Source organism: Indolivaga macrotermitis, assembly GCF_900128985.1.
Classification (GTDB): domain Bacteria; phylum Bacteroidota; class Bacteroidia; order Bacteroidales; family Dysgonomonadaceae; genus Dysgonomonas_A; species Dysgonomonas_A macrotermitis.
In genome coordinates this window covers 318,563-336,649 of sequence record NZ_FQUC01000001.1, presented here as the reverse complement: position 1 = coordinate 336,649, position 18,087 = coordinate 318,563, and the positions used below count along the sequence as shown (strand labels likewise).

Genomic DNA, 18,087 nt, shown 5'->3' with positions numbered 1-18,087 from the left:
ATTTTTTATGTGTTTTAGTCAAAGTTACTATTTTTTTCAGACCTGACAAATCTCTATAAACAGAACCCTTTCTCTATCAAAAAACTTATTTAGTCTTAACAGATAATCGTTTGAATGATTAATCTTTATACATTTGTTAAAAAAGAAACTATAAGTATATGAAATCCAACTTCAAATATATTGTTGCGGGCTTTATTATTTGCCTTTCGCTTATATTCATCTGGCAGCTCTTTTGGCTCAAGGATCTTTACTCCTCCATAAAACTGGATACAGAAAGGAGCATTCTGGAAAGTATGTCTTCTGCAAACATGGATGAATTACAATTTCGGATCGATAGCATGGACCAGTCTCCCAAACAGGGCAAAACCATCACGATAAAACAATCTATAGGGGACGCTGACAGTAAGGGTGAAGACAAAGCAACTATCAGTAAAGAGTATATTAATGACGGAGATACTGTTTCATCTTCCAGACCGACAGAAGATGATGGATTCGAGATCAGGGCCATGGAGAATCTGGTTGGCCTTATAAGAGAAGCTCTGCATCAGTCTTTGGATACAATTGCACCTATCAATTTTCATATTATCGATAGCTCTTTGATCAGCAATTTCACGGAGAAAAAAATCTATTTGAAACTCAAAAAGATAGAGATAATTAACCTCAACAACGATAGTGTTTACCAATCTTTCACATGTGATTCTTTATTTAACGCTAAAGTTCAGACTTTTGATTATAAATACGACTCGGACAATAATATGGTGTACCGTATACACACCGAGTCTCTGACTAAGACTATCCTGATGCAAATGGCAGGTATACTCGGCACAACTCTTCTTATCATAGTGATACTCGGTTTTGCATTTTGGTATCTTATCCAGACAGTTATACAGCAAAAAACGCTGGAAGAGATGAAGGATGACTTCACCAATAATATGACCCACGAACTAAAAACGCCTATTGCCGTAGCCTATTCGGCTGCCGATGCCCTGCTCAATTTTAAACAAGGAGAAGATAAAGAAAAACGTGACCGTTATCTTGCAATATGCAAAGATCAATTAGAAGAATTAAGCGGGCTGGTAGAACAAATCCTGTCGATGAGCATGGAACGCCGGAAAACTTTTATCCTTAATAAGGAAACAGTACACCTAAACCAGCTTATAGAAACTCTTGCGGAACAACATAAGCTCAAATCTAAAAAGGAAATACAGATACATACACATATATCGCCGGAAAACCTGACGATAGAAGCCGATCGCACTCACCTGAATAATATTATCAGTAACCTTATCGACAATTCGATTAAATACTCAAAAGAAGAAGTAAATATCGACATAGATGTTCACACCAAAGGACGGTACTGTATCATCCGCATAACAGATGACGGAATAGGTATATCTCCGGATAGAATAAATTACATTTTCGACAAATTCTACCGTGTATCCACCGGAAACCAATATAACGTTAAAGGATATGGCTTAGGGCTATTCTACGTAAAGACAATGGTCGAAAAACATAACGGAACTGTCTCTGTCGAAAGCACTCCGGGCTCGGGTTCAGCATTTACCATTCAACTACCCCTATCATGAAAAACGAAAAAATCAAGGTTCTGCTAGTAGAAGACGAACTCACTTTATCGATGATCATCAAAGACACTCTCGATGAAGAGGGTTTCGATGTTATTCAGGCTGAAGACGGGAATAAAGGATTAAAGCTCTTTTTCGAAAACAAACCGGATATCCTTGTTGCCGACGTAATGATGCCTCACATGGATGGGTTTGAGATGGTCGAAAAAATCCGTAAAGCAGACAAAACAACCCCCATATTATTTCTCACGGCACGATCGGCCATCAAAGATGTTGTATCTGGTTTCGAACTGGGAGCCAGTGACTATCTCAAAAAGCCATTCAATATGCAGGAATTGATTATCCGCATCAAATCTTTAGTGAACAGAGCATATGTAGAACGGCAAGAAAAGCCGAAAGAACGGTTTGAGATAGGCACTTATACTTTTGACCCTATCACTCAAAAACTTATTTGTGCCGGAACTGAGCAAGAACTGTCTCACCGCGAATCGGAAATACTCAAACGCTTATGTATTAACAGGAATGAGGTTGTGAATACTCAGAACATCTTACTCGAATTATGGGGCGACGACAGCTTCTTTAATACTAAAAGCCTTCATGTATTTATAACTAAATTACGCCACAAGTTATCTGAGGATGCGCATATTCGTATAGTCAATGTCCGGGGTATTGGTTATAAACTGGTAGTAGAATAAAGAATAGTATCAGATATGCATTAGCTTTGCTTTAACAAGCCCAATATTCGTAAAAGCTCTCTATTATTATTAAGGGTTACAACAATCAGGCGGTCATACATCCCATGTTCTTTTAGTATTATCTTTTCTGCCTCAAAAGGATAATCTTCAATCCAATAAAAATCTGATTGAAAGTCTATTCCTTCTGTTTTTAATGTATCCCAATGGGTTGGTTTTATTTTAGAGAGCATTACGCAAACATCCTTTGGAAAAAACTTCTGCAAATACGCCATTGTTGGTATAGTATCTCCTTTGCAATGAGTCGTTAACCAATAACAATCAAATTCTGAGGTAACAAAAGTTATAAATTGTATGGCATCAGCAGCAATTCGCTTATTCTTTACAGTCAATAAGACCCCATCTATATCTAAGTATATACATTTTCTCATAAAAGTACCTTTGTCTGCAAACATACAAAGTATTTGTAAAAAACAAGAGCAATCCTGCACTTCCGGATTGCTCTTCATGTATTAGAAATTTACGAATCTAATAACAACACCTAATTATCCATTTTAACTACTACACTGTGTGCTTTGGTGAATTTGAAAATGATTCTCAAGTTGGCCTGATTAATGCAAATATATAACGTAAATCTGTAAAGAATCTGGAATATTCAATAGCTTTGAGCTTTCTCTTCCGTTTGTAAACAACAAATACATAAGCAATTATATTTCAAGAATAAATTATTCCGGATTTACTATTAATGCGAATCAATAGCTAAAACTAAAAACACTCTTATTTTTATCTATTACCAAAGAGACCTTTGATATATTGGAACAGAACAAGCTAAAAGTGGAAACGAAAAACTAAAAAAATAAATTCAAAAATGGTGTCACTTTTGTCACCTTTGTCACCCTTTTTAAGGGTATTTAGTTGATGTATAACAAAATAACAAGGTAACAAAAGTGACACCCAAGTAACAGCCGAATGTAACCTTTGTATACTTAGTGTAACCTTTGCCATAAAAAATATGACATAGTATAACTTTTCAGTATATTTGAACTACTGAATATTTATCTCTCCGAATAAGATGAAGAAAAATAACGACTGGAAAGACAGACTCAATGTAGTATATTCAACTAATCCTGATTTCAGTTACGAATCAGAAGATGCGGAAGAAACTGAGACCCTCCCCAAAGAGAAGCAATTGCTCAGAATAGAGCTTGATAAACGCAACCGGAAAGGCAAATCGGTAACTCTCATCACTAATTTTAGTGGTTCTGATGACGATTTGCAGGATTTGGCTAAGCTCCTTAAAACCCGTTGTGGTGTTGGAGGTTCAGCCCGTGACGGAGAGATTCTACTTCAGGGCGATTTCCGTCAAAAAGTACTCGAATTATTACAAAAAGAAGGCTATGCCAAGTCACGGATCATCTGACAAAGCAAATCTCACAGTTTATAAAGCATCTGCCGGATCGGGTAAAACCCATCGATTGACGGCGGAGTACCTTTCATTGCTCTTTGCCTCGCCCTTTGCCTACAAACATATACTTGCCGTAACTTTTACCAACAAAGCTACTGAGGAGATGAAATCCAGAATTATACTGGAACTGGCAAAGCTTGCTTCGGGACAAGAATCCGATTACATTAAAGACCTGGCATGTCAATATAGAAAACCGGAAGATGCGATAAGGGAGGACGGACGCCAAATATTGATCCGTATACTGCACGACTATTCGTCTTTCTCGATCAGCACTATAGACCGCTTTTTTCAGCAGACAATGCGTGCCTTTACCCGCGAAATAGGGTTAGGCGGGGGATACAATGTCGAACTTGATACAGGTAAAGTATTAGGAGAAGCTATAGACTCGATGCTATACGACTTGGAACAGTCGGAGAATCAGCAACTACTGGACTGGTTAATCCGCTTTTCGGAAGAAAAAATCGAGAATGGCGAAACATGGAATATCCGTAACGACATACAATCCCTTTCGTCCGAAATATTTAAAGAAAGCTATAAAGCATTCAGCGATCAGATACAAGCAGATATTGCCAATAAAGGGCTACTGGACGACTACAAAAAGATGCTGATAGCCTATATCCAGCAATTCGAAAAAAGCTCAAGAGAGATCGGAGAAAAAGCAATGAATATAATGCTCCGGTTCGGCTTACAACCTTTCGATTTTGTACGGGGTAAACAATCTGTTTTTATCAATTTTCTAAGATGGGCTGGCGGAGATGTAAAAGAACCTCCGGCTTCTTTCTCTAAACTGCCCAACGATGTTACAACATGGTATACCAAAACTGCTGCTCCCGATATCAAATCGAAAATAGAGGATGCTTACAATAATGGACTGAACGATTGTGTTTGCGATATTATAGAGCTCTACAACAACTCAGTGACATATCAGACCGCAAGCGAGATAAACCGGTATTTCTTTACTCTCGGCATTTTAGGAGACGTAGACAAAAAGGTTCGCAGCTATGCTTCCGAAAACAACATTATGCTAATATCGGACACCACCGAACTTCTGAACAAAATAATTCAGGGTACGGATAGTCCTTTCGTATATGAGAAAGTAGGTACACGCATCGAGCATTACATGATAGATGAGTTTCAGGATACATCAGGCATGCAATGGAACAACTTTTTACCTCTTGTAAGAGATAGCCTCTCGGCTGGACAAAAAAACCTGATAGTAGGAGATGTGAAGCAAAGTATTTACCGCTGGCGCAACTCTGACTGGAAACTTCTGGATGAACAACTCGATGTTGATTTCCGGTTGAACGGGATTAACCACCAGTCTCTCGATACAAACTGGCGAAGCGACCGGCATATCATAGACTTTAACAATGCCATATTTGAGGCAGGGTCTACCCTACTTCAGAATACTTACAATGAAGGTCTCGAAGATATGACCGTCAATTCTTCACTGGCATCTTTTTACACTAAAATTAAACGGGCATACAGCGATTCGTATCAATATTTACCTGAAAGAACGTCGCGGGAAAATTCATCCGGGCACGTTCAGATAGAGTTTATCGATACGGAGGAAAACCCCAATTGGCAAGCCTACTCTTTAGAGCAACTGCCTCATACTATAGAACAGTTACAGGATAAAGGGTACTCCCTGCGCGATATAGCTATATTGGTGCGTACTAAAAAGGAAGGGGCAGATGCTGCCAATTGCCTGCTTGAGTACAAAAGCCAGCATATCGATTCGAAATATAAGTACGATATCATCTCGGATGAAGCCTTATTTATACGAAATTCGAAAAGTATTAAATTGGTTGTTTCTCTCCTGAAATATTTGAGAAATCCGTCCGATTCGACTTTACGTACCTTGGCGATCTACGAATATTATAAGTTCAAGAATCAACTCACTCCCGAAGAAACAATCAGGTCCCATTTCTCCGAATCAAGTGGTTTTCCTAACGAGGTTATTCTTAACCTGAACCGGATAAAAGAACTGCCATTGTATGAAATGACGGAAGAGATATTTGACCTCTTTAAAGACGCTATGGATACAAACGAGAATATCTATATACAGGCATTTCTGGATATGATACTCGACTTCTCTGTAAAAAAATCGTCCGATCTCGAGTCTTTCCTGCAATGGTGGGACGAAAGCGGACAAACCAAAACCATATTTACCCCGGACGGACAGGACGCAATACGTATTATGACCATCCATAAGTCGAAAGGGCTCGATTTCCCTGTTGTTATTATGCCATTCTGCAACTGGGAAATAGATCATAAATTAACGACGATACTTTGGTGTCAGCCAAAAGCGGAACCTTTTGACCGCCTGCATCTTGTCCCTGTAAAATATTCGCAGAAGCTAAGTAATACTATATTTGCCAATGACTATTTGGAGGAGAAACTACATGCATATATAGACAACCTGAATATATTATATGTAGCTTTTACCCGTCCTAAACATGAGCTTATCGCATTTTCTCCCAAACCAAAAGAAAAAGCAAAAGGCGTTACATCCATATCGTCCTTATTATGGGCATGTTTCCATTCTACCATTGAGCAACAAACACATAAAGCATTCATCGACTTACCTGTCTCGATGGATGATGAAAATGACCGCTTTGAGCTGGGAGAGTCTTTTAACCCATCAAAAGGTAAAAAGAAAGACAATGGAGCCGAGGTAAGTGTAGGCATCTTAGAGAGCATTCCTTTTGATGACAGATTGAAACTTAGATTAAACAATAAATACTTCTTTACAGATAAAGGACAACGTGAGTATGGTACTCTGATGCATGAAATCGTAAGTAACATAACTTCCGTAGACGATCTGGATAAAGTAGTCGAAAAATATCAGTTAACCGGAGAAATCACATCCGACGAAAAAAAGCGTATCACAATACTCCTGCAAGAGTATTTATCCAACCCGCAAATAGCCGAATGGTATACAGAAGGCTACCGGATTCTGAATGAAGTACAGATACTTCAACCGAACGGTACATTTGTCCGCCCCGACAGAGTAATGATAAAATCGGGCGAGGTAACGGTAATTGACTATAAGTTCGGTGAAAAAGAAGAAAAAAAATACTTAAAACAGGTCAAAAACTATATGACTCAAATAAAAAAAATGGGATATAATAGTGTAAAAGGCTATATTTGCTATATCGTATTAGGAAAAGTAGTAACAGTAGAGTAACAGCACACACTGGATTCTTCATTGAATAAGCCATCCGCAGAAAGGATATTTGGGTCTTTTATTCTTTAGTATAATACATTATGAGGATATATTTAATTGCTATCATTCTTGTCATGAGCGGCATAGTAAATGCCCAAAGCCTGACTTCCGAAGATTGGGTAAAAATAGCTGATGACAAGCTAAAAAACAACGATATTTCAGGAGCTATTTTCGGGTATGAGATAGCTACAAAAATGGACACACTTAACAGTGAAGCTTACCGTAAATGGGGAAGCCTGCTTGCACATGTAGGAACTTTCGAAAGCAACGATGAAAAGTTTACTGACGGTATCGAAAAATTCAGAACTGCCGTCCGCCTGAATCCATCTAAAGCCAGTAATTATTATGAGTGGGGCAATGCCCTTCTCAAAGAAGGACGGTATAAAGACGACCTTGACGCATATAAACAAGAGATACTTCAGAAATTTAACACTGCCGAAGCTTTATCCGATCAGGTAGGAGCTTACTGTCTCGCGTCTTTTTATTCCATAATGAAAGACAAAAAGAATTCTCTGAAATGGCTGGACACTACTCTTTCTAAAGATTATACAGTGAAAGATAAACGTATCAACAGGCGATTGCTAGAGCACGATCCTAATTTGGTCAATGTCCGGCAGGACAATAAATTCGAAAAGCTATTGGATACTTACTTTCCTTCGCCTCAATGATCCGGATACTTTTACTTATCTCTTTAATAGTAGGGACGATTCAATATTCACAGGGGCAAAAAGTGACACACAAAGATGATTACACCTCTCTGTATATTATGGACAGGCAACGTAATGATGGATTTGAGATCAAAGCATCGCTGGTTGCCGTTTTTACATCAGGAGCCGCCGACCGGAATGGATTCCGTCTCGGAGCAGGAGTTTCAGCCTCAAAAACAGTCGGTAACTGGACTTTTGTTACCGGACTCGACAGCTACAAAGCGACCGGAAAATTCGGATTAGGAATGATCTATGCCGGAACAGTTTATGACACACCTAAAGCCGGAGCCTCGTACTACCTTACTAAATACCTCCAAGGTGACAAACAAGTATCGGGAATCATTGGAGCTAAGATACACGATTTCGAAGTGAAATTCGAAGACGATATCTTGTCCATGCCATTTACCGGATTCAGAATATACGACAGGTACCGGACCGCTGCGCTAGAAGTAAAATACAAGCATTTTCTGTTGGGTATGAATGTTTATACTACCGAACCGAATGGATTAACGGATGCGTCTCTCAAGAACCGCAAAGGGGTTTTCAAAGAAGGTTACCAAATATCCAGTCCTATTTATCTGGGATATACTGATAAAAACCTGATGATTCGCTACGGATTTAACAACCATATAGGTGGTGATGTCGGGCAGAATAGCTGGCATAGATTATTTTTCGACACAGGTGATTTTAAAGAAGGAAACTACCAGAATCAGTTTATACAAATCGGCACATACAAACCTTATACTCTCTATTGATGCAAAGATTCTCTTTTATATTACTTATCCTGTCTATAATCATTACAGGCTGCTCAACACTGAAACCTGCTGATTTCAGTTATATCTATGACAAACAGGAAACAGGGCTTGATTCAATAATTGATATAAACGGTTATTATGTATCGGAACGGGAGTGTGATACTGCATTCTACTCAGTATTTATGTTTTATCCCGACGGGCTATATACGGTTGCTACAACAAGCGATGTAAGCATGGTTGCAGATTGTTTTTCGCATGGAGGAAAATCCCGTATCTGCCAGTATCCCTCATGGGGCACTTACCGTATACTAGGAGATACAATTAAAACCCAAACCATCATTATTGAAGGAATGGGTACAGCTACTATTTTCAGAGATTATCTGATTTTGCCGGATAAAAGCGTAATGAATATCAGTGATTATGTGCAACCGGAAAAAACCCGCCTGATGTTTATGGCAAACTATCCCTCATTTCATACTAATTCATGTAGCAAAGTCTCCCGATTCTTTCCTCTCGAGAATAAACGTGATAAATCAGAATGTCCTTACTTAAAGTCTAAGTGGTTTACCGGTAAGTAAAGGCTTATTTCTTAAGTAGATCAAGAGTATGATGCATTAGCTCACATCCTCCTATAGCCCCATGTCCGGGAACTACTATTACTGCTTCGGGGAATTGTTTGATCATCCTATTCATTGTCTCGGGCCATGCATCGACATCCGCATCAGACAGATTTCCTAAGTTTACTGATGTCATATCTTTAACAGCACAACCGCCAAACAGGATTTTCTCTGAAGGTATCCATACTTCAATATTATCGGTAGTATGTCCTCCTCCCAGATAATAACATTCTATAGGTATATTCTCAAACTCGAATTCAAGAAAATCTGTAAAACCTTGCTCCGGTAGAGGTAATCCTTTCTCTTTAGCTATTTCTATAGTTTGCTGATTTGCATAAGATATGACACCTTTAGTTTGGAGAAAAGCTAATCCCCCCATACAGTCATCATGCCAATGACTTACCACAACTTCCGTTACAAGTGTGTGTAAAGAGTTTTTGATCCAATCATATAGTTCCTGAGTTTGATTATCATTCCAAGGAGTATCGATTAATAAAGCTTTATTACTCTCAACTAATATGAGGCCATTAGCTCCAACTTTACCCCAAGACTCGGTCTGCATATAAGAGGTAAACATATATACCTTATCTGACAACTTATTAATTTTAAGATTATCGGACACTGTTATCTTCTCTTGAACTTGCTGAGCCCATACGGGTAACATCGACAATAACGAAACTATAATAATCAATACCTTCATATCCCTTTTTTATTTTGCTTAAAGATAAAAATTCTTCCCCTTAAAAAAACAACAGAGGGTAAACTTTATCAGTTTACCCTCCATAAATATATATAGTATATGTTTATTCTACACTATCAAAATCTACTACAGTTTTACGGTTAGCCATCACTCTGTCAAAGTCTTCCTTAGTACCTACTACAAGTTTTTCGAATTCTCTTTGACCTGTTCCTGCCGGAATCAAGTGACCACAGATAACGTTCTCTTTCAATCCTTCCAGCTTATCTACTTTCGCATTGATAGCAGCATCGTTCAGCACTTTCGTTGTTTCCTGGAACGAAGCAGCCGACATAAAGCTGGTTGTTTGAAGAGCAGCACGTGTGATACCTTGCAGGATCTGGTTCGCGGTAGCAGGAATTGCATCACGAACTTCCACTGTACGAAGGTCACGGCGTTTCAACATCGAGTTCTCATCACGAAGCTTACGGGCTGTAACGATTTGTCCGGGCTCGAATGTAGAGGAGTCCCCTCCATCTACAACCACTTTTTTACCCCAGATACGGTCATTTTCTTCCATCACATCGTGCTTATCAACTACCTGTTGCTCTAAGAAACGTGTATCTCCCGGATCAACAACTTCAACCTTACGCATCATCTGACGAACAATTACTTCGAAGTGTTTATCGTTGATTTTCACCCCTTGTAAGCGGTAAACGTCCTGAACTTCGTTCACGATATATTCTTGTACAGCAGTTGGTCCCATAATTGCAAGGATATCCGAAGGTGTAGTCGCACCATCCGACAATGGCATACCTGCACGGATAAAGTCATTTTCCTGAACAAGTATCTGCTTAGATAATGGAACAAGATATTTTTTAGTTTCACCTAATTTAGATGTAACAATAACTTCTCTGTTACCACGTTTGATTTTACCGAATGAGATTTCACCATCGATTTCAGATACTACTGCAGGGTTAGAAGGATTACGTGCTTCGAACAGCTCTGTCACACGAGGAAGACCTCCCGTGATATCACCTGCTTTACCAACTGCGCGAGGAATCTTAACAAGTACATCTCCGGCTTTGATCATATCGCCATCTTCCTTGATAACGTGTGCGCCCAGTGGTAAACTGTACGTTTTTAAGATATTACCTTTATCGTCTAAGATATGAGCTTCAGGAGCTTTGGTCTTGTCACGAGATTCGATAATGATCTTTTCTTTCAAACCGGTTTGCTCGTCAGACTCTACTTTGTAAGTTACGTTCTCAATTACATTCTCGAACTTGATCTTACCGGTAGCTTCAGATATAATTACTGCATTAAATGGATCCCATTCGCAGATCATATCGCCTTTCTTAACATTAGCCCCGTCTTTGAAATACAGTTTAGAACCGTAAGGAATATTGTGGGTCAGTAATACTATCTTAGTATTCGGATCAACGATACGAAGTTCTACAAGACGGCTTACAACCACCTGTACTTTCTTACCTGCTTCGTCAACAGCTTCAACAACACGTAAGTCATCCAATTCCAGAATACCATCGTATTTGGTTGTAATGCTATTTTCGGTTGCAATATTAGAAGCGATACCACCGACGTGGAATGTACGAAGTGTAAGCTGTGTACCCGGCTCACCGATTGACTGAGCAGCGATAACCCCAACTGATTCTCCTTTTTGAACCATGCGCCCGGTAGCCAGGTTACGTCCGTAACACTTGGCACAAACACCTTTTTTAGATTCACAAGTAAGAACTGAACGGATCTCAACTCTCTCGATTGGCGATGCCTGAATAGTAGCAGCCGCATCTTCTGTTATTTGCTCTCCCGATTCAACGATGATTTCGCCGGTTTGAGGATGTTGGATATCGTGTACTGATACACGTCCCAAGATACGCTCATATAGAGAAGCAACTACTTCTTCGTTATTTTTAAGCTCTGTACAAACAAGTCCGCGTAATGTACCGCAGTCTTCTTCGTTGATGATAACGTCTTGAGAAACGTCAACCAAACGACGAGTCAAATATCCTGCGTCGGCTGTTTTCAATGCTGTATCGGCAAGACCTTTACGAGCACCGTGGGTAGAGATAAAGTACTCTAACACCGAAAGACCTTCTTTAAAGTTAGAAAGGATCGGATTCTCAATAATCTGAGCACCTTCTGCCCCACTCTTCTGAGGTTTAGCCATCAAACCACGCATACCTGACAACTGGCGGATCTGTTCTTTCGAACCACGGGCTCCGGAGTCAAGCATCATGTATACAGAGTTGAACCCTTGATCATCTTCCGAAAGTTGTTTCATCAGGATATTCGACAACTTAGAGTTAACGTGAGTCCATGTATCAATAATCTGGTTGTAACGTTCGTTATAAGTGATAAATCCCATATTATAGTTACCCATAATCTGTTCTACTTCATCATAACCTTGTTGTACCAGAGTTTGTTTTTCTTCAGGAATGATTACATCCTCAAGGTTAAACGAAAGTCCTCCCTGGAAGGCCATGTTATAACCCAGATTCTTGATATCGTCAAGGAAAGCTGCTGTTTTAGCAACTCCTGCCAATTTGATCACATTACCGATAATATCGCGAAGCGATTTCTTAGACAGGACTTCATTGATAAATCCTACTTCGATAGGAGTATGTTGGTTTACTATTACACGTCCGACAGAGGTCTCGCGCATTATAGTTACAATTTCTCCGTTCTCGTCCAAGTCTCTTACATATACTTTCACAAGAGCGTGGATATCCACTTTCTTTTCGTTATATGCAATGATAGCTTCTTCAGGTCCGTAGAATGTAAGGCCTTCGCCTTTCGCTCCCGGACGTATTTTTGTAATATAGTATAGTCCCAACACCATGTCCTGAGATGGAACAGTAATAGGCGCACCATTAGCAGGGTTAAGGATGTTGTGTGAACCAAGCATAAGCATCTGAGCCTCAAGCACCGCTTCGTTGCCAAGTGGTAAGTGAACAGCCATCTGGTCACCGTCGAAGTCGGCATTGAACGCCGTACAAGCAAGCGGGTGTAACTGGATAGCTTTACCTTCGATCATCTTAGGCTGGAATGCCTGTATACCCAAACGGTGAAGCGTAGGGGCACGGTTCAACAGTACAGGGTGTCCTTTCATTACATATTCGAGGATATCCCATACAACAGGTTCTTTGCGGTCTACTATCTTTTTAGCTGATTTAACGGTTTTAACAATACCACGTTCAATCAGTTTACGAATTACGAATGGTTTATAGAGCTCTGCAGCCATATCTTTAGGAATACCACATTCGTGCATCTTCAATTCAGGTCCAACGACAATTACCGAACGTGCAGAATAGTCAACACGTTTACCTAAAAGGTTTTGACGGAAACGTCCTTGTTTACCTTTCAAGCTATCCGACAATGATTTCAAAGGACGGTTAGACTCTGTTTTAATCGCACTCGATTTACGAGAGTTATCGAACAACGAGTCCACAGCCTCTTGCAACATACGTTTCTCATTACGCAAAATTACATCCGGAGCCTTGATATCGATCAAACGCTTCAAACGGTTGTTACGAATGATAACACGACGATACAAGTCATTCAAGTCAGATGTAGCGAAACGACCTCCATCCAAAGGTACAAGCGGACGAAGTTCCGGAGGAATTACAGGAACGATCTTGACGATCATCCATTCAGGACGGTTCTTTCCTTTCGATCCACGGAATGCTTCAACAACCTGTAGTTGTTTCAACGCTTCGTTTTTACGTTGTTGAGAAGTATCGGTACTAGCTCTGTGACGAAGTGTATTAGCTAAAGAATCAAGATTCAGTCTTGCTAATAAATCATACACAGCTTCTGCTCCCATTTTAGCGATAAACTTGTTAGGATCACTGTCATCCAACAATTGGTTATCTTTAGGGAGAGTATCTAATATGTTCAGATATTCTTCTTCTGTTAACAGGTCTTTGTAAGCTATACCGTCTTCTTCTTTGATACCGGCCTGAATTACAACATAACGTTCGTAATAAATGATAGTATCCAGTTTTTTGGTAGGTATACCTAACAAGTATCCCATTTTGTTCGGTAAAGAACGGAAATACCAGATATGAGCAACAGGTACCACCAAATGGATGTGACCTGTACGTTCACGTCTTACTTTCTTTTCGGTAACTTCTACTCCGCATCGGTCGCAGACGATACCTTTATAACGGATTCTTTTGTATTTACCGCAATGACATTCGTAATCCTTTACAGGACCGAAAATTCGTTCGCAGAAAAGTCCGTCACGTTCGGGTTTATATGTACGGTAGTTGATAGTTTCGGGTTTCAAAACTTCACCGCTTGAACTTTCCAGAATTTCTTCGGGAGAAGCCAGACTAACAGTGATTTTCGAAAAGCTACTCTTTACTTTACTATCTTTTCTAAAAGCCATATTTTTTCTTTATATAAAGAGTTAAATAATTATCGATAGATAATGGTTTGGATAATATGCCCCTATAGGACATATTATCCAATTATCTTATTTAATCAAGAGTGACACTTAGTCCAAGACCTCTCATCTCATGCAACAATACATTCAATGATTCGGGTATACCCGGTTGTGGCATTGGTTCACCTTTCACTATCGCTTCGTAAGCTTTGGAACGACCCATTACATCATCGGACTTGATTGTCAGAATTTCTTGCAGGATATGAGCCGCACCGAATGCTTCGAGTGCCCAAACCTCCATTTCTCCAAAACGTTGTCCCCCGAATTGAGCCTTACCTCCAAGAGGTTGCTGTGTGATAAGCGAGTAAGGTCCGATAGAACGTGCGTGCATCTTATCTTCAACCATGTGACCCAGTTTCAGCATGTAGATGATACCTACTGTTGCGGGTTGGTCAAATTGTTCACCTGTACCACCATCGCAGAGGTAAGCCTTACCGTAACGAGGTACTCCGGCTTTATCTGTCCATGTATTCAGGTCATCAAGGCTTGCTCCGTCGAAGATAGGTGTAGCAAACTTCACTCCAAGCTCACGTCCTGCCCAACCAAGAACAGTTTCGAAAATCTGTCCCAAGTTCATACGAGAAGGCACACCCAGAGGATTCAGCACAATATCTACCGGTGTTCCATCAGGTAAGAACGGCATATCTTCCTGACGAACGATACGCGAAACGATACCTTTGTTACCGTGGCGTCCTGCCATCTTATCACCAACCTGAATCTTACGTTTTTTAGCTACATACACTTTAGCTATCTGAACGATACCCGAAGGTAATTCGTCTCCAATAGTCAAGTCAAAGCGTTTACGTTTCAATTCAGCATCTAATTCTTTATATTTACGCAGATAGTTTACAATAACGTCTCTGATAAGGTCATTTTTATGGTCATCCGATGTCCATTTACTAACCTGTATAGATTCGAAATCAATACTATCCAGAGCCGATTTTGTAAATTTAGCTCCTTTGGCAATTACGTCTGTATTCAGATAGTCTTTAACTCCTTGCGAAGGTTTTCCATCTGTCAATGACAATAATTTTTCAACTAAAGTATGTTTTAGTTGTGCCATTTTTTCTTCGTACTCTTCATCTAACTTAGGCAATAAAGCTTTGCTCGAAAGTTTTGTTTTTCCTTTTTTCGCGGCTTTAGAGAATAAGTTAGTTCCGATTACAACACCTTTTAATGAAGGAGAAGCTTTCAACGAAGCGTCTTTCACATCGCCGGCCTTGTCGCCGAAAATAGCACGAAGTAATTTTTCTTCCGGAGAAGGATCTGATTCTCCTTTAGGAGTAATCTTTCCGATAAGGATATCACCGGGACCTACACGGGCTCCGATACGAACGATACCTCTTTCGTCAAGATCTTTGGTTGCTTCTTCACTAACGTTAGGTATATCAGAAGTCAATTCTTCCACACCACGTTTAGTATCACGAACATCCAATGAGAATTCTTCTACGTGAACTGATGTCAACATATCTTCGCGAACTACTCGTTCGTTCAACACAATCGCATCCTCATAGTTATAACCTTTCCATGGCATGAAAGCCACTTTCAGGTTTTTACCAATTGCCAGTTCACCTCCTTCGGTAGAATAACCTTCAGTCAGAATTTCGCCGGCTACCACACGGGCTCCTTTTTTGCAAATAGGACGCAAGTCGATAGTGGTATTCTGGTTGGTTTTTCTGAATTTAGGTATATAATATGTTTTCACCGCACTGTCGAAGCTTACAAATTCTTCGTCATTCGTACGGTCATATTTAATCTTTATAGTGCTGGCATCTACATAAACAATCTCTCCGGCACCCTCCGCTACTATTTGAGTACGTGAGTCCTGAATCAATTGCCCTTCAATACCTGTACCTACTATCGGAGCTTCGGTACGCATCAACGGAACTGCCTGACGCATCATGTTCGATCCCATCAGTGCACGGTTCGCATCATCATGTTCCAAGAACGGAATCAAAGATGCAGCAATCGATGCAATCTGTGTAGGGGAAACGTCCATCAACTCTATTTCCTCAGGAGCTACAACCGGATAGTCTGCATCCTGACGTGCTTTTACACGAGTGTTGATAAATGTTCCATCGTCATTCAACGGAGCATTACCTTGAGCTATGATTTTATCTTCTTCTTCTTCAGCTGCCAAATAGATAATACCATTGTCGGATAAATCTACTTTGTTGCCTGCAACTTTGCGATATGGAGTTTCGATGAAACCTAAATCATTGATCTTTGCATATACACAAAGAGAAGAGATAAGACCGATATTCGGCCCCTCAGGAGTCTCAATCGGACATAAACGACCATAGTGAGTATAGTGAACGTCACGCACCTCGAAACCTGCTCTTTCACGAGAAAGACCACCCGGTCCAAGAGCCGACATACGACGTTTGTGAGTAATCTCTGCCAATGGATTCGTTTGGTCCATGAACTGAGATAAAGCATTTGTTCCGAAGAATGTATTTACCACAGACGAAATAGTCTTAGCATTGATCAAATCTATCGGAGTAAACACCTCATTATCACGCACGTTCATTCTTTCACGGATGATACGTGCCATACGGTTAAGACCTACACCAAATTGGTTGTAAAGTTGTTCACCTACGGTACGTACACGTCTGTTACTCAAGTGGTCGATATCATCAACTATCGCTTTCGAATTAATAAGTTCGATCAGATATTTAATGATCTCTATAATGTCTTCCTTAGTTAAAACACGAGTATCATCCCCCGTATTTAATCCTAATTTTTTATTTATTCTGTAACGCCCTACTTCACCCAAATCATAACGTTTTTCGGAGAAGAACAAGCTATTGATTACCTCACGGGCACTCGTATCATCTGCAGGTTCTGCACTACGCAATTGACGGTAGATATGACGAACCGCATCTATTTCGGAATTACTCGGGTCTTTTTGCAGGGTATTGTAAATAATCGCAAAATCCGAGGCGTTTTGTGAACTTTTGTGTAATAAAACTGAAGCTACACCCGAATCGATAACTGCATCGATATGATCTTTTTCGAGCAAAGTCTCACGTTCGATTATAACTTCATTACGTTCGATAGAAGTTACCTCACCGGTATCTTCATCGACGAAATCTTCCATCCATGTCTTAAGGATACGCGCTGCAAGTCTGCGTCCCTCTATTTTTTTCAGATTTTGTTTATTAACCTTAACCTCTTCGGCCAGATCAAAAATCTCTAGTATATCTTTATCACTTTCGAAGCCGATAGCTCTAAGCAATGTAGTTACAGGTAATTTCTTTTTTCTGTCGATGTAAGCATACATGACATTGTTTATATCTGTTGCGAATTCGATCCACGAACCTTTGAACGGGATAATACGCGCAGAATATAACTTGCTTCCGTTAGCATGTACACTTTGTCCAAAGAACACGCCCGGTGAACGGTGCAGCTGGGATACGACCACACGTTCTGCTCCATTAATGACAAAAGTACCCTTCTCTGTCATATATGGGATAAGTCCAAGATAAACATCCTGGATTACTGTATCGAAATCCTCGTGATCAGGATCGGTACAATACAGTTTAAGCTTCGCTTTGAGAGGCACGCTATAGGTAAGCCCTCTTTCGATACATTCTTCGATAGTATAACGAGGAGGATCGATGTAGTAGTCCAAGAACTCTAACACAAAGTTGTTACGTGTGTCTGCAATCGGAAAATTTTCAGCAAAAACTTTATATAAGCCTTCTTTCTTTCTCTTTTCGGGAGGTGTATCAAGCTGTAAAAAGTCTCTAAACGACTTTAATTGTACTTCAAGAAAATCGGGGTAATGCAGCGGATTTTTAATTGAAGCAAAGTTGACTCTTTGATTTATTGTTGATGAAGACATGGAATACTATTTTTTTTGAACTAATTACTTTTGACGCAAAAAGGTCAA

At 39.9% G+C, this 18,087-nt stretch carries 11 protein-coding genes; 7 read left to right on the top strand and 4 right to left on the bottom strand.

Annotation, left to right across the window (positions count from 1 at the left end; translation table 11 throughout):
- Nucleotides 1–158: 158 nt before the first annotated feature.
- On the top strand, nucleotides 159–1,586 hold the full coding sequence (locus BUC12_RS01460; protein ID WP_062175398.1) for a sensor histidine kinase: 1,428 nt from the start codon (nucleotides 159–161) through the stop codon (nucleotides 1,584–1,586).
- The gene (locus tag BUC12_RS01455; RefSeq protein ID WP_062175397.1) at nucleotides 1,583–2,278 is read left to right on the top strand and encodes a response regulator transcription factor; all 696 of its coding nucleotides are present in this window, start codon (nucleotides 1,583–1,585) and stop codon (nucleotides 2,276–2,278) included. The genes BUC12_RS01460 and BUC12_RS01455 overlap by 4 nt, the downstream gene beginning before the upstream one ends.
- A 20-nt stretch (nucleotides 2,279–2,298) precedes the next feature.
- Here the strand turns inward: BUC12_RS01455 and BUC12_RS01450 are convergent, their stop codons facing one another.
- Nucleotides 2,299–2,784, bottom strand: coding sequence for a hypothetical protein (locus BUC12_RS01450; RefSeq protein WP_139261984.1), 486 nt, complete (start codon nucleotides 2,782–2,784; stop codon nucleotides 2,299–2,301).
- 563 nt (nucleotides 2,785–3,347) lie between these two features.
- Here BUC12_RS01450 and BUC12_RS01445 point away from each other — a divergent pair.
- From BUC12_RS01445 to BUC12_RS01425, 5 genes are all read left to right on the top strand, one after another.
- Nucleotides 3,348–3,695 carry a translation initiation factor gene (locus BUC12_RS01445; protein WP_062175395.1) on the top strand — a complete coding sequence of 116 codons (348 nt, stop codon included), beginning with the start codon at nucleotides 3,348–3,350 and terminating at the stop codon, nucleotides 3,693–3,695.
- Nucleotides 3,673–6,930 carry a UvrD-helicase domain-containing protein gene (locus BUC12_RS01440; RefSeq protein ID WP_062175394.1) on the top strand — a complete coding sequence of 1,086 codons (3,258 nt, stop codon included), beginning with the start codon at nucleotides 3,673–3,675 and terminating at the stop codon, nucleotides 6,928–6,930. Before BUC12_RS01445 ends, BUC12_RS01440 begins: the two co-directional genes overlap by 23 nt.
- Before the next feature lie 80 nt (nucleotides 6,931–7,010).
- Nucleotides 7,011–7,637, top strand: a complete 627-nt coding sequence (locus BUC12_RS01435; protein WP_062175393.1) for a tetratricopeptide repeat protein — start codon at nucleotides 7,011–7,013, stop codon at nucleotides 7,635–7,637.
- The gene (locus BUC12_RS01430) at nucleotides 7,634–8,431 is read left to right on the top strand and encodes a polymorphic toxin type 23 domain-containing protein (RefSeq protein WP_062175392.1); all 798 of its coding nucleotides are present in this window, start codon (nucleotides 7,634–7,636) and stop codon (nucleotides 8,429–8,431) included. Before BUC12_RS01435 ends, BUC12_RS01430 begins: the two co-directional genes overlap by 4 nt.
- Nucleotides 8,431–9,009, top strand: a complete 579-nt coding sequence (locus BUC12_RS01425) for a hypothetical protein (protein WP_062175391.1) — start codon at nucleotides 8,431–8,433, stop codon at nucleotides 9,007–9,009. Before BUC12_RS01430 ends, BUC12_RS01425 begins: the two co-directional genes overlap by 1 nt.
- Before the next feature lie 4 nt (nucleotides 9,010–9,013).
- On the opposite strand, the gene bla is transcribed toward BUC12_RS01425, so the two are convergent.
- The 3 genes from bla to rpoB form a co-directional block, all read right to left on the bottom strand.
- Nucleotides 9,014–9,748, bottom strand: a complete 735-nt coding sequence (gene bla, locus BUC12_RS01420) for a subclass B1 metallo-beta-lactamase (protein WP_062175390.1) — start codon at nucleotides 9,746–9,748, stop codon at nucleotides 9,014–9,016.
- Between the two features lie 103 nt (nucleotides 9,749–9,851).
- A complete protein-coding gene (rpoC, locus tag BUC12_RS01415; RefSeq protein WP_062175389.1) occupies nucleotides 9,852–14,135 on the bottom strand; it encodes a DNA-directed RNA polymerase subunit beta' in 4,284 nt (1,427 codons plus the stop codon).
- A 91-nt stretch (nucleotides 14,136–14,226) separates the two neighbouring features.
- Nucleotides 14,227–18,039 carry a DNA-directed RNA polymerase subunit beta gene (gene rpoB / locus BUC12_RS01410; protein ID WP_062175388.1) on the bottom strand — a complete coding sequence of 1,271 codons (3,813 nt, stop codon included), beginning with the start codon at nucleotides 18,037–18,039 and terminating at the stop codon, nucleotides 14,227–14,229.
- Nucleotides 18,040–18,087 lie beyond the last annotated feature (48 nt).